The sequence below is a fragment of the Desulfovibrio sp. OH1186_COT-070 genome, assembly GCF_003860215.1.
Lineage (GTDB): Bacteria > Desulfobacterota > Desulfovibrionia > Desulfovibrionales > Desulfovibrionaceae > Desulfovibrio.
Window position 1 is genome coordinate 1 of sequence record NZ_RQYH01000017.1, and the last position, 12,892, is coordinate 12,892.

The following is a 12,892-nucleotide window of genomic DNA, read 5'->3' on the forward strand; positions in this document are numbered from 1 at the left end:
CGCTACGCGCTACGCAAAACGAAGCCTTTCCTTCCTTGCCGCCGTGCAAATCAGGTGCATCTCATTGTGGGCAACTATAATTTGACGACACTATCTAGCTGTGATAAAAATAAAATCAAAAAGCCTGTGCAAAAAAACAACGCCTGAGGAGGGAATTCAGTGTTTTTTTGCACAGGCCTGCGGTCTGCCGAAAGATTATCTGCGTATTTTCTGAAAAAAAGCGGCACGGTCTGCAAAGCACCTGCACACTCAGCCCTCTCCCTCCGGCTTTCCCGTTTCGCGCATGGTCAAGGCAAGCTCACTGACAGCAGCGCAGTCCTTCTCTCCCAAGCCCTGCGCCTCGGCAGCGGCATAGGCTGTGCGGGCCTCTTCCATTATGGGGCAGAAAACCCGCTGCTGCCGCGCCATCTCGCACCCCAGGCGCATGTCCTTGTGGGCAAGGCGCAACAGGAAACGCGGCGTGAAATCCCCCTGCGCCATCATGGGACCACGGTTTTCCAATTGAAAACTGCGTGCGCCGCTATCCATCAGAATCCGCAGCAGCAGATCCTGCGGCAGGCCGGCCTCCCTCCCCAGCCGCATGCCTTCGGCCAGCACAGCCAGATTGGTCATGCCCACCAAGTTGCTGACGAGCTTCACAGCGCAGGAGGCCCTGATACTGCCCACATCCACAGGCAGGCCCATAGCTTCGAGCACCGGCCATATTCTTGCCTTGTCCGCTGTTTTTCCACCCACGAACATCGGTGCTTCGCCCCTGGCCGCCACCTGGGGGGTTTTGCCCAATGTCGCCTGTACATAGGCGATGCCGCGGGCAGCAGCTTCTTTTTCCAAGCTTTCGGCCAGCGCCGGATCAATGGTGCTGCATTCCACATGCATGCTGCCGGAAGCCATGCGTCCGTACAATCCGGCCGGTCCGGCAACGGCGCAACGCACATGCTCCGGAAGAGCCAGACAGGTAAAAAGAATGTCGCACTCCGCCAGATCTTCTCGCCGGGTCGTCGCTGTGCCCTTCTGTCCGACTGCGGACATCGCTTTGGACATCTCGCGGCTGCAAGCCAGCACCGCGTAACCAGCCTCCGCAAGCCGACGCGCCAACGGAGCCCCCATGAGCCCGACGCCCCAAAATCCGATTTTCATGTCTGTCTCCCTACGTGCATGGCAAACCACCGACAGGCGGACATACCCTATGCCTGGGCAATCGCCCGCAGGCGTTGCATGGCGGATTCGTCCAGGGCAGCCCTCTCCATCTCGTAACGCCGCCCCAGATAGGCATACTTGGGCTCGCCCATACGATGGTAGGCCAGCAATTCATATTCAATATTGGGCTTGTGCGGAACAAAAGTGCGTATGGCGCGTATTTCCTCCTCGCAGTCGTTGAACCCGGGCACCACCGGCGTGCGCACCCTGACGGGCAGATCGGGAAAATCTTCGCACAGCCGACGGAAATTCTCCAGAATCAGAACATTGTCCACGCCTGTTTGCCCCTTGTGCTTGCGCGGGTTCAGGCATTTGATGTCAAAGATCAGCCCATCCAGATGCCGACATGCCTCGCGCAGGCAATCGTACGAACAGCAGCCGCATGTTTCCATGGCGGTATTGATGCGGCGGCGGGCCTCGCGCAGCAGGGCACTGGCAAATTCGTGCTGCATGAGTGCCTCACCGCCGGAAAGGGTCATGCCACCGCCGGAACGGTGGTAAAACACGCCGTCCTCTTCCACCGCGTCCAGCACGGCGCCCACGGTCATCCTTTCACCATAAACGCTTTGTGCTCCGGAAGGACAGGCCCGCACACAAGAAAAGCACTGGCGGCATTTTTCCGCGTGGTGGAGAATCATCCCGTCTGCAAGGCTGAGCGCCCCGTGGGGACATGCCGCAAGGCAGCGCCCACAGACCTGTGCCGTCAGGCAGCGTCCGGGGTTGAAGGCATGTTCGGGTTCGCGCGTCTGTGACTCCGGATTGCTGCACCAGCGGCAACGCAAGGGGCAGCCCTTGAGAAACACCAGAGTACGGATGCCCTTGCCATCGTGCACACTGAATTTCTGCACATTGAAAACAATGCCGCTTGTCTGCGTATCCGTCATGGAAGACCCTCTCTCCCTGTCGAAGGGCAAATACCCGCCGCGCGGATTTCGCGCCGACGGGTCAAGGCTGTGGCCTGTTCCCGAGGCGGGTATGGCGCTCCCGGCTTCCCGGGGGAGAAAAATCCTCCCCCGGTCAGGCTTCCGGGCCTAAAGGCCCTCGTGCTCCGTGCGGTCAATGATGTCGTTCTGCAAATCGCGGGACAGGTCGCAGAAGTAGGCGCTGTACCCCGCGATGCGCACCAGCAGGCTCCGGTAATTGTCCGGATCTTTCTGCGCCTTGAGCAGGGTTTCGCGGTTCACGATATTGAACTGGAGGTGCCACAGCTTGAGGTCGCACCAGGTGCGGACAAGGTTGATGATTTTCTCCGTACCTTCGTCTCCGGCCACGCATTTGGGCGAAAGCTTGATGTTCAGCAGGCGCGAGGCACGATTGGTCATGCCGTAGTTCTTGGAATGGTAGTTGGACAGCAACACTGCCGTGGGGCCGTTTTTGTCCGCGCCGTGGGAAGCGGAAGAACCGTCGGAAAGGGCTGTCCAAGCATGGCGGCCATTGGGCGTTGCCGATACCACCTTGCCAAACGGCACATGCGAGGTGATGGGCACATAGCGCACGTCCACATGCACGCCACGCTCTCTGGAGCTCTTTCTGGCCTCAACCTGTGTGAAGCGATCCACATCCTTGGCAATGGCATCGGCATAGGGGAGGTTGTTGCCGTAGCAGGGCGCATTGCGCAACATTTCGCGCACTGGCTCATAACCTTTGAAATCAGCCTTGCAGGCGTCAATGACTTCCCCCAGACTCAGCTTCTTCTCTTCAAAAACCAGCTTCTTGACAGCCGCCAGGGAATCCACCACCGTGCCGTATCCCAAAAATTCGAAATAGGAATAGTCCACACCGCCGGGGATTTTTTCTGTGTGCAGGTCCAGCATGTGCTCCATGCAGAGATCGTGCAGCACCGAGGACAAGGGGGCGGCAAAGTGTTGCGGGCGCAGTTTGTCCACCACATGCTGCTGCTGGAAAGCCTTGCGCAACAGATTCAGGTGCTGGGCCTTGTAAGCTTCGTAAAAATCTTCCCATGTTGCAAAACCAAGGGGATCACCGGTTTCCAGCCCTACCAGTTCATCGCCATAACGAAGCATACGCCCGTTGTACAGGGTCATTTCCAGTGCGGTGGCAAAGTTCACATAGACGCAGCCCGAGGTATAGGTATCCCGGTTGGGCATGCGGGTTTCCGTGCAGCCGGACACAGCATAGTCCAGGGCTTCCTCCACGGGGCACCCCTTGACGGTATTCAGAAAAACCACTTCCTCGTCGTTGATGAGCTTGGGAAAACCCGAACCGTCCTTGATGGTCAGGGCCACCTCGTGCAGGAAGCGCTCGGGCGAGCGGGAATGGATGCGCGCGGCCAGATCCGGGTAATTGAGCGGAAATTCGCGCTTGGACTCCAGGAAAAGATAGGTCAGATCATTTGTGGCGTCTTCTCCTTCACGGGTCTGCCCGCCGATGGTCACGGCTTCCCAATGGGCGTAGCCTTCCTGAAATTCCACGCCGGTGGGGTTGATGTAGAGATCGATGAACTGGGCCATATCCACCCACATGCATTCCAGCAGTTCCTTGGCTTGAGAGGGGGTCAGACGCCCCTCCGCAATATCTTTTCTGTAGAAAGGATAAAGATATTGATCCATGCGTCCGTTGGAAATAATGGCGCTGGCCTTCTGCTCAATGCGTGAAAACATCTGGACAAACCACTGGCACTGCACGGCTTCGCGGAATGTGCGGGCGGGATGGGCGGGCACGCGCTCGCAGATTTCGGCGATCTGCAAAAGTTCCGCCTTGCGCTTGGGATCGTTTTCTCCGGCGGCCAGTTCCCGCGCCAGCTGCACATGACGCCCGGCCCAGATCATGATGGCATCACAAACGATGATCATGGCTTCAAGAAAAGGCTTCTTGTCCCAAATATCTATGGAATTTCCGGTATCCAACCGGGCCAGACGTTCCCTTGCCTCATTCTGGATATCAATGAAGCCGCGCTTGATGACCTTTTCATAGTCCGGAACCCATTGCAGGGCGGAACGGTAGGAAGATGTTTCGCTGACCACAAACTTGGATCTGAGACCGCGCTCGTCAGCATAGGTCACGTTGCGGATTTCCGCAGGCAGAACCTTGTTGAGGTGCTCATGGTACGTCTTGCCCTCCCAATAGGGGGCAATGTCTTCCATCACGGTCCTGATATCTTCCTGTGAAATCTGGAAAGGGCTCTTGTCGCGGTGCTCCAGATCAACCAGAACCTCCCGGTAAAAATCGCCATCAATCTCCGGATAGAGGATACCGTAACGCCCCAGTTTCCCGACGCGGCCAGCCAGCAGTTGGTCGGGGGTAATCCAGACGGTGATTTTTTCCGCCACATTCTTGAGGGCTTTTGCCCAACGCAGGGTCAGAAGTTCGCCTTCCGTTTCGCGCATGGATTCGGTAAAGTATTTGGCGCGCTCCACATCCACATGGGGCAGGGTAAACTGGTTGCGTTCCAGTATCCTGTAAATGCGTTCACGCCCTTGGCGGTTAATGTTCTTGCTGATAACGCGCTCTTCCTGAGGGGACATGCAGGCGCACTGGCTCATGACAAACTCCTGAAAAATTTCCATCGGGTTGGAGAACTGTTTTTGTGAAATCAATCCCATGCCATGCCCGAAAGCAAAGCATTATGTGTGCCATAAAAATAACACATAGCTTTTCTTGAATTTTTCAGAAAAATGTTTGTTCCGGGCCGGAGAAAAAAATGGAGCCTGTTGCAAAAAAACAACAAAAATTTACTATTTACCTGATATATTACAAAAAAATCAATATGTGTTTTTTTGCATGATGCAAAAAAACACTGCTTCTGCGGCTTTTGTGCAGAAGCACAATCCACGCCGGGAGCTGCCGTGCACAAGCCCGCATACTCTGCCACCCCGTCCGCCGCCGCCAACCCTCTGGGTTTGCACGGCATGGTCACAAGCCCGCACTATCTTGCCTCGCAGGCAGGCATCCATGCGCTGCGGCAGGGAGGCACGGCCGTGGATGCGGCCATTGCCGCCGCTGCGGTTCTCTGCGTGACATATCCCCACATGTGCGGCTTGGGGGGCGACAATTTCTGGCTCATCTACCATGCGGACACAGGCCGCCTGAGAGCGCTCAACGGCAGCGGACGGGCCGCGCGCGCCGCTGCGCCCGACGTGTACGCGCGCCTGGGGCTGGTCCGCATCCCGCAGCGCGGCCCCCTGGCAGCCATTACCGTACCCGGCGCTGTATCCGGCTGGGCCGAGGCCCACAAGCTGAGCAGGCAGGCCATGCGTTCCCCCCTGTCCTGGGGCGACCTTCTGGCCGATGCCCGCCGCTACGCCCACGAGGGCTTTGCCGTTGGCCCGTCTCTGGCCCGCGCCCTGGCTCTGGTTACCGCTCCCGGCAGTGCCTCCCTGGCCCAACGGGAGGACTTTTGCGCTGTCTTTGGCTCCGCCCACGGCTGGCCCCGCACGGGCCATGTACTGCGCCAGCCCCGCCTGGCAGCCACTCTGGACCGGCTGGCCGCCAACGGCCCGGACGAATTTTATCAGGGAGAAACCGCGCATGTGCTCGCAAAGGCCCTTGCCGGGCAGGGCGGGCTGCTCACGGCGGAGGATCTCAAGGCCCATCGCGCCGACTGGGCCGAACCTCTGGAAGTGTCCTACCGGCACTGCACGGCCCACACGCCGCCGCCCAACAGCCAGGGCATCTCCACCCTGGAAATTCTCAATATCCTTCAACAGGTGGACGTATCCGCGCTGACCGAAGGCGGCGCAGACCACATCCACCTCATTGCCGAGGCCACGCGCGAGGCATTTCTGGATCGTCAGCACTATCTGACAGACCCGGAATTTTTTCCCGTTCCGGCGTCACGCCTGCTGTCCCGCGAGCACGGGCGCGCGCAGGCAGCGCGCATCCGTATGGACCGGGCGGCAGCCCCCCTGCCTCCCCTGCCGCCCGGCGGCGACACGGTCTGGCTGGGCGCGGTGGACGCCGCCGGCAACGCGGTTTCCCTTATCCAGAGCATATACCACGAATTCGGCTCCGGCGTGATGGCCGCGGGCTTTGCCCTGCAAAACAGGGGCTGCGCCTTTGCCCTTGATGCCTCCCACGTCAACTGCCTGCGCGGGGGCAAGCGCACCCTGCACACCCTGACCCCGGCCATGCTCCTGCAAGACGGCAAACCCTGGCTGGTCTGCGGGAGCATGGGCGGCGACGGGCAGCCCCAGACCATTGCCGCCCTGGTCACGCGCATGGTGGATTTTGGCCTGGAACCGCAAGACGCCGTCACCGCGCCCCGCTGGCTGCTGGGTCGCAGTTGGGGGGACGAGTCCAACGACCTCAAGCTGGAAGGGCGCATCCCGCTGGCTGTGTCCGAAGAACTGCGCGCCCGGGGGCATGCGGTGCGGCAGGTGGAAGACTATGCGGAGATGATGGGCCACGCCGGTGCGCTGCTTCGGCGCAAAAACGGCGTGTGGCAAGGCGCCTGCGACCCGCGCGGCGACGGGCTGGCGGCTGCTCTGTAGCGCGTGGCAACGGCTGCCACGGCAGGGGCTGTGCCCGAAAATCAGGCTATCCAGGCAGTGAGCGCGTCCACAATCTTGCGGGCCTGCTCGGCGCTGGAAATATTGAATTTGGACTGCTGGCGGTATTCGCCTCTGGTCTTCCGGTAGCGGCGGATGACATACATGTCCGGCCCAAAGCAGTCCTTTTCCGGCTGCCACTGCCGGTAGCGGAAAAGAACCGTGGCCCAGGCTCCCTTGCTCAGCACGACCTTGTCCAGCTCGTCAATGATGACCTGGCCGTTTTCTTCATACCGTACTGTGAGATCGTCAATGCTTTCGTTCACGCGTGTTTCTCCGGAGTGCGCGGGTCACGATGCGTAGTCGGCCAGCATGCCCTTGACGCTTTCGGGCAAATCCAGACTGCCGGCAACCATGTCGGCCGGGCCCGGCCCGAAATTGCCAGCCATCACCCTGCCTGCCGCCGTCATGGCCATGAGCCTTTCCACCAGGGTCAGTTCCCGGCCAGCGGCAACCTTTGTGCCCAGAATGCGCAGCATGTATTCGCCGTTGCGCGTGGGGCTGAAGCCATGCAGTTCCATACGGCTGTCTCCTGTTTGCGGGCAGCCTACAACAGAACAGGCCCGCCGTGCAAGGGACGCGGCCTGCACCCGCGATGCGAAAAATTTGCCCGCAACGCGAAAAGGCGTTACAGGGACATCAGGGCATATCTTTTTCAGGAGGAAACATGAAAGACATTCTGTGCCACGTGATTTCCGTGGCCAATCTGCTTGCGCTGGCCTGGTTCTGCCATTTTCTTTACGAAATGGCCCCCATTGATACCGAAGACATGCCTCTTGTCGCAGGCATTGCCCTGTTGCTGCTCGGCAACGCCTATGTGTGTTTTTTGAAAGGCAGAAAGAATTTTTCCTGCACGCGGCTGGCCGATGTTTGGCCGTTCATCATCATACAGCGCATCACGCTGGAAGAAAAAAACAAAATCCGGCGCATCCTGCAAAAAAGCGATGCGGAAAAATAGGTTCGCCTACTGCCGCAAAAGCATGATCGCATACCGCTCCACCGGTGCGAAATCGTCGGTCAGGGGCAGCGTGGCAAAGTCGAGCCTGCCCCGGTAGCGCGTGCGCAGCAGGGCCAAAAGCGCGGGAGAGGCGGATTTCTCCCACGCGGCCTCGGCAGCCCCGTCAGGCTCCTCGGCAAAGGCCGCCAGCATCAGGTTGCCCACGTCCCGGGGCCGGGCCGTGCCCCCCACGCAGTACACGCGCACGTGGGCAAAAGCGGAGCGCAGGGCATTGTATATGCTCTGGAACAAGCGCCCGTCCTCCCCTTCCACCGCAGAAATGACATTCATGAGCAGCACGCCGCCCGGCGCCACGGCCCGCCGCAGCGCGGCCGCCGCCTCCCGCGTGCCCATCTGGAAGGGCACGGCATAGTGCGAGTTGAACACGTCCACAAAAACCAGATCATACTGTTCTTTCTGGCGGTTCAGAAAGGCGCGGGCATCCTCGTGCCGCACCGTCAGGCGCGGATCGTCCTGCAGGGCAAACCAGCGCCGCGCCGTGGCCGTCATGGCCGGGTCCAGTTCCACCACGGTGAGGCGCATGTCGTCACAATGCGCAAGCGGCCCCGGCCGGGCCAGCAGCCACTTGGGCACCGAATACCCTCCGCCGCCCAGCATGAGCACGCGCCGCGCCCCCGGCGCGAAAAGCGGCCCCAGGGCATAGTAGCGGGTATAGCGAAAATACAGTTCCGCAGGAGCGTCCAGATACATGCCTGACTGGCTGTAGCCGGGGTCCGTGGCCATCAGGCGCACCCTCCGCCCCCCCTCGCCGTGGTCAATGCCCTCAAAAACGCGGATGCTGTTGTAGGGGCTTTCCACCAGATGGCTCGTGCCCTTCTGCTCCTGCCACTGCCCGTACCGGTCCGCGCCCACGGCCATGAGGCAGCTTGCGGCCAGCAGCAGGGCCTGCGCCTTGCGCCAGTCCCGCGCATGGCACAGGGCAAGGCCCAGGGTGCAGGCGGCCACCCCCCACAGGATGCTGGCGCTGCCGAAAAAGGAAATGAGCACAAATCCGCCCAGAAAGGTTCCCGCGATGCTGCCCGCCGTGGACAGGGCATACAGCCTGCCCACCGTGCGCCCGGCCGTGTCCACCCCGCTCATGCGCAGCCTGACGGCGCAGGGAGAAACCATGCCGAAAAAAAAGGCGGGCAGGGCAAACACGCCCGCAGCCGCCAGCACGGCAGCCAGATAGAGGTTGCCCACAGCCCCGGCCATCTCCCCCACCAGACCGTGGCTCAAGGCCGTAAGAGCGCTGCCCAGCCCAGCCCCGGCCAGAATCAGGCCGAATTTCTGCCGCGAAAAATTTTTGTCTGCCAGGCGTCCGCCCGCCCAGGCCCCCAGGGCCAGGCAGGCGAGCACCACGCCGATCAGGCTTGTCCAGACAATGGCCGATGTGCCCACATGGGGGGCCAACACACGGGCCCCCACCATCTCCAGCACCATGACCAGAGCCCCGCCCAGAAAAACCGTCACTTCAAGCATCAGGCATCCCTTTCTGGTGTCGCCCCAAGCGCCCCGTGACGCCTGCGGCGAAAAAAACCGCGCAGCAAGGTCGCGCATTGCCGGGAACATATGCCGCCCATGTGCCAGACGCGGTGGTTGGCCCGGGGAGCGTCCAGATACTCCCCGCGCGAAATCACGGCACCGGCCAGAGGGTCGGCCGCTCCGTACACCAGCCCGTCCACCCGCGCATGGATCAGGGCTGCGGCGCACATGGCGCAGGGTTCCAGCGTGACCACCAGCACACAGCCCGAAAGCCGGTAATTGCCCGTTACGGCCGCAGCGGCCCGCAGGGCCAGAATTTCCGCATGGGCCGTGGGATCGCACAGGCCCAGTGGCGCATTGCCCGCTCTGGACAGCACGCGCCCGTCCGCCGCCGCCACCACCGCGCCCACGGGCACTTCGCCCGCAGCGCCCGCAGATTCGGCTTCAGCCAGGGCCAGAGCCATCAGGCCGTCCCATGTTTGACCGGGAGGCGGGGCCGTGCGGGGCCCTGCGGGAAAAAACGCCCGCACGGCCCCGCACACGCCTAGAGAATGACGATCCTGCACAAATGCCGGACAACTTCTTCCGGCGTGTCGCAAACGGTCACCAGCTTATCGATCTCCGCTTCGCGGATGTAGCCATTGCCAGCCATGCTCGTGCGCAGCCAGTCCACAAGCCCTTTCCAGTATCCGGAATCGTACAGGATGATGGGGAAGGGCCGCGTGCGCCCGGTCTGGGCCAGCACAAAGGCTTCGGCAAGCTCGTCAACAGTGCCCATGCCGCCGGGCATGACCACATAGGCCATGGCGTATTTGACAAACATGAACTTGCGGATGAAAAAATAGCGGAAGTCGCAGCGCGTTTTCACATACGGGTTGCAGCCCTGCTCGTGCGGCAGATGGATGTGCAGGCCCACGGAAACACCGCCCGCCTCGGTGGCGCCCTTGTTGGCCGCCTCCATGACGCCGGGGCCGCCGCCCGTGATAATGCCGAAGCCCTCCTGCACCAGCATGCGGGCGATCTTTTCCGCATCCTGATAGGTCTTGGAGTCCGGCGTGCTTCGGGCGGAGCCAAAAATGGAAATGCAGTTCACGGTGAGCGCGTTGAGCACATCCAGCGCCCCCACCATTTCGGACATGATCCGGAAAGTGCGCCAGGACTCGGTGGTCACAGAGGCAAGATCATCCACAATATTCTGTTGCAATTCGGGCATGGGGTCTCCTTGTTGTCCTGTTTGCCTGTTCTTTTTGCCGCCCCCCCAAAACCGCCACAAGCGCGCGGAAAAACGGGGACAACATCAGAAACGCCGTTTTCTCTATAGCCGCAGCCGCAGGCAAAGGCAATCCGCCACGGCTGCGGCCCGGCTCTGCCGCGCCTTGCTTGACGCTGCACAAAACTTGCGGCTACAGAAACATTTCGCCCGCCGCGCCGCGCGCGGGCCTCACCCCTCACTGGAGAACGTATGAAGGTCCAATTTCTGGGAGCAGCGCAAACAGTGACCGGCTCCTGCTACATGCTCGAGGCCTGCGGAAAACGCTTCTGTGTCGACTGCGGCATGCATCAGGGCAACAAGGCCATTGAAAAACGCAACCGCGAAACCGAAGTCTACCGCCCCACAGATATTGACTTTGTTCTTCTCACCCACGCCCATATCGACCATTCGGGCCTGCTGCCCAGGATGGTGCGCGAGGGCTATTCCAATCCCGTCTACTGCACCAGAGCCACCAGCGAGCTTCTGGACATCATGCTGCAGGACAGCGCCCATATTCAGGAAATGGAAGCCCAGTGGGAAGCCAGAAAATACCAGCGGCGCGGCCTCAGCAATCCTCCGGATGCCCTCTACACCACGGAGGACGCGCAAAAAACCTCCACCCTTTTCCACACGGTGGACTACCATACCCCCTTTGAGCCCGCTCCCGGCATCCGCGTTGTCTATTACGATGCCGGGCACATTCTGGGTTCGGGCACGCTGCGCATCGAGATCAACGACAACGGCAAAACCGTCAGCCTGATTTTTTCCGGCGATATCGGCCGCCCCCAGTCGCTCATTGTCCGTGATCCGGAAAACCCGCCCAAGGCCGACTATGTTTTCATGGAGTCCACCTACGGCGACCGCGACCACAAAAGCAAAGAGGTCAGCGTGGACGAGCTGGCCCAGGCCATTGCCTACAGCTACGGCAAGGGCGAAAAGGTCATCATCCCCGCTTTTGCCGTGGAGCGCGCACAGGAAGTCCTCTACTGCCTGCACGCTCTCAACAGGGAGGGCAAACTGCCCGAAGACATGCCCGTTTTTGTGGACAGCCCCTTGGCCATCCGCGCCACCAAGGTCTTCGAGCAGCACTGCAATCTTTTTGATGACGACGCCAAAGACCTGCTCTGCAACGGCGAGAACCCCTTTTCTCTGCCCAATCTGCGCTACACTCTGTCGGTGGAGGAATCACGGGCCATCAACGACCACAAGGGCCCGGCCATCATCATTTCGGCCAGCGGCATGTGCAATGCGGGACGGGTGCGCCACCACCTGCGCCACAATATCTGGAAGCCCGGCGCAAGCATTGTTTTTGTGGGCTACCAGGCCATGGGAACCCCCGGCCGCTCCATTGTGAACAAGGCCAAAAAAATCACCCTGTTCGGTGAAGACACCGAAATCGCGGCCCGTATCGTCACCATCAACGGTTTTTCCGCCCATGCCGGGCAGAGCCAGTTGCAGGACTGGCTGGCCCCCCTTGTGCACGACAAGGTGAAGGTGGTGCTTGTGCACGGCGATAATGGCGCCCAGGCCACCCTGGCCGGGCTCATACAGCAGCGCTTCGGCGTCACACCCTTCATTCCCGTGCACCATGAGGAACTGCAGCTCACGCCCGCTGATGAGCCGGTGCGCCACACGGCGCCGGCCCAGCCCCGTGTGAACTGGGATTTCCTCACCGGCGAGCTGGAACGCAAATGGGGCATGCTCAAAACAAAAATGGACAGTATGCACGCCCGCCCCTGGGTGGAGCAGACAGACGTGCAGGAGGCTCTGGAAAAGCTGGACTACGCCCTCACCCGCACGCTCTCCCGCATGTAGGCAGGGCCCATGCGTATCATTGCCGGACGCCTGGGGGGACGCAGGCTGAAAACCGCAGAAGGGGAAGGGTATCGCCCGGCCATGGGCAAAACCCGCGAGGCGCTTTTTTCCATGCTGGAGGCCCGCGGGCTTTGCTGGGACGCGGCGCGGGTGCTGGACTTGTTTGCGGGCAGCGGGAGCCTGGGCTTTGAGGCGCTGAGCCGTGGCGCGGCCCATGCCCTGCTGGTGGAAATGGCCCCGCAGGCCCTGCGCTGCCTCAAAGAGAATACCGCCGCCCTGGGGCTTGAACAGAGCGTCCGCCTTGTGGAGGACGATGTGTTGCGCGTGTTGCGGCGTTCGCCGCCACAGCCGTACGACCTGATTTTCATGGACCCGCCCTACAGAAAAAATCTGGCGGAACCCGCCCTGCGCCTGCTGGTCAAAAACGGCTGGCTTGCTGCGGGAGCCTTTGTCACCGCCGAGATAGAAAAAGACGCTCCCCTCCCCGCCCCCGAAGCCCTCAGGCCGGAAACGCAGCGTCTTTTCGGGCAGACACGCATCTGCATCTGGACGCTGCCCGGCCCTTTTGCTGACGCGCCCGCACGGGAGAAATAACAAAAAAATCGCGGCCCGTGCGCGCGCAAAAACCTCCGGACAGGA

The 12,892-nt window shown here is 61.1% G+C and carries 12 protein-coding genes and 1 pseudogene; 5 read left to right on the forward strand and 8 right to left on the reverse strand.

All coding sequences use genetic code 11. The features are described from left to right. A pseudogene (locus EII23_RS07115) lies at positions 1-85 on the forward strand (IS5/IS1182 family transposase); the annotation flags it as partial. Between the two features lie 164 nt (positions 86-249). Here EII23_RS07115 and EII23_RS07120 read toward each other — a convergent pair. The 3 genes from EII23_RS07120 to EII23_RS07130 form a co-directional block, all read right to left on the reverse strand. Further along, positions 250-1,137, reverse strand: coding sequence for an NAD(P)-dependent oxidoreductase (locus EII23_RS07120; protein WP_124792700.1), 888 nt, complete (start codon positions 1,135-1,137; stop codon positions 250-252). A gap of 47 nt (positions 1,138-1,184) precedes the next feature. Next, complete coding sequence (locus EII23_RS07125) at positions 1,185-2,081, reverse strand: glycyl-radical enzyme activating protein (RefSeq protein ID WP_124792701.1); 897 nt, start codon at positions 2,079-2,081, stop codon at positions 1,185-1,187. A gap of 147 nt (positions 2,082-2,228) precedes the next feature. Then, on the reverse strand, positions 2,229-4,700 hold the full coding sequence (locus EII23_RS07130; protein ID WP_124792702.1) for a glycyl radical protein: 2,472 nt from the start codon (positions 4,698-4,700) through the stop codon (positions 2,229-2,231). A 303-nt stretch (positions 4,701-5,003) separates the two neighbouring features. Here EII23_RS07130 and ggt point away from each other — a divergent pair, with 303 nt between their 5' ends. After that, positions 5,004-6,647: a gamma-glutamyltransferase gene (gene ggt, locus EII23_RS07135; protein WP_260424634.1), complete on the forward strand. Its 1,644-nt coding sequence runs from the start codon at positions 5,004-5,006 to the stop codon at positions 6,645-6,647. A 41-nt stretch (positions 6,648-6,688) separates the two neighbouring features. Here ggt and EII23_RS07140 read toward each other — a convergent pair whose 3' ends face one another. Next, positions 6,689-6,970 carry a hypothetical protein gene (locus EII23_RS07140; protein WP_124792703.1) on the reverse strand — a complete coding sequence of 94 codons (282 nt, stop codon included), beginning with the start codon at positions 6,968-6,970 and terminating at the stop codon, positions 6,689-6,691. Between the two features lie 24 nt (positions 6,971-6,994). Further along, the gene (locus tag EII23_RS07145; RefSeq protein ID WP_124792704.1) at positions 6,995-7,225 is read right to left on the reverse strand and encodes a hypothetical protein; all 231 of its coding nucleotides are present in this window, start codon (positions 7,223-7,225) and stop codon (positions 6,995-6,997) included. A gap of 146 nt (positions 7,226-7,371) precedes the next feature. Here EII23_RS07145 and EII23_RS07150 point away from each other — a divergent pair, with 146 nt between their 5' ends. Then, complete coding sequence (locus EII23_RS07150; protein WP_124792705.1) at positions 7,372-7,662, forward strand: hypothetical protein; 291 nt, start codon at positions 7,372-7,374, stop codon at positions 7,660-7,662. A gap of 6 nt (positions 7,663-7,668) precedes the next feature. On the opposite strand, the gene EII23_RS07155 is transcribed toward EII23_RS07150, so the two are convergent. The 3 genes from EII23_RS07155 to EII23_RS07165 all read right to left on the reverse strand — a co-directional run bounded on the left by EII23_RS07155 (position 7,669) and on the right by EII23_RS07165 (position 10,399). Continuing rightward, positions 7,669-9,183, reverse strand: coding sequence for a fused MFS/spermidine synthase (locus EII23_RS07155; RefSeq protein WP_124792706.1), 1,515 nt, complete (start codon positions 9,181-9,183; stop codon positions 7,669-7,671). After that, positions 9,183-9,650 (reverse strand): nucleoside deaminase, encoded by a 468-nt coding sequence (locus tag EII23_RS07160; protein WP_124792707.1) that lies wholly within the window; start codon positions 9,648-9,650, stop codon positions 9,183-9,185. Before EII23_RS07160 ends, EII23_RS07155 begins: the two co-directional genes overlap by 1 nt. A gap of 80 nt (positions 9,651-9,730) precedes the next feature. Then, on the reverse strand, positions 9,731-10,399 hold the full coding sequence (locus EII23_RS07165; RefSeq protein ID WP_124792708.1) for a TIGR00730 family Rossman fold protein: 669 nt from the start codon (positions 10,397-10,399) through the stop codon (positions 9,731-9,733). A 249-nt stretch (positions 10,400-10,648) separates the two neighbouring features. On the opposite strand from EII23_RS07165, the gene EII23_RS07170 reads away from it, so the two are divergent. After that, complete coding sequence (locus EII23_RS07170; protein ID WP_124792709.1) at positions 10,649-12,253, forward strand: MBL fold metallo-hydrolase RNA specificity domain-containing protein; 1,605 nt, start codon at positions 10,649-10,651, stop codon at positions 12,251-12,253. 9 nt (positions 12,254-12,262) lie between these two features. Further along, complete coding sequence (gene rsmD, locus EII23_RS07175) at positions 12,263-12,847, forward strand: 16S rRNA (guanine(966)-N(2))-methyltransferase RsmD (protein ID WP_124792710.1); 585 nt, start codon at positions 12,263-12,265, stop codon at positions 12,845-12,847. Positions 12,848-12,892: the final 45 nt, after the last annotated feature.